General features: G+C 48.4%; 1 rRNA gene. It reads right to left on the bottom strand.

Features of this window, described 5'->3' with window-relative positions:
- Positions 1-114, bottom strand: a 5S ribosomal RNA gene (rrf, locus tag M3627_RS20605); the annotation flags it as partial.
- Positions 115-368: the final 254 nt, after the last annotated feature.

Genomic DNA, 368 nt, shown 5'->3' with positions numbered 1-368 from the left:
CCAGCGACGTCCTACTCTTGCAGGGGGAGACCCCCAACTACCATCGGCGCTGAAGAGCTTAACTTCCGTGTTCGGTATGGGAACGGGTGTGACCTCTTCGCCATCATCACTAGACTTTTTCGGCTTTCAATACACTTCGCATTGCGTTGTCAACTTCGTTCGTTCAATCAGTCACGTACGTAAGTACGTTCCTTCATTCACTCACTCGTTTCCTAGCACTGCTTGCGCCTTGAAACCCTCAGAGTTGTTCACTCAAAACTGGATAAAAGACATCATATTAGAAACAAACAATTTGGTTAAGTCCTCGATCGATTAGTATTCGTCAGCTGCACGTGTCGCCACGCTTCCACCCCGAACCTATCTACCTC

The sequence above is a fragment of the Psychrobacillus sp. MER TA 171 genome, assembly GCF_023713305.1.
Taxonomy (GTDB): Bacteria; Bacillota; Bacilli; order Bacillales_A; family Planococcaceae; genus Psychrobacillus.
The sequence above is the reverse complement of the archived record's forward strand: the minus strand, read 5'-3'. Positions and strand labels throughout refer to the sequence as shown.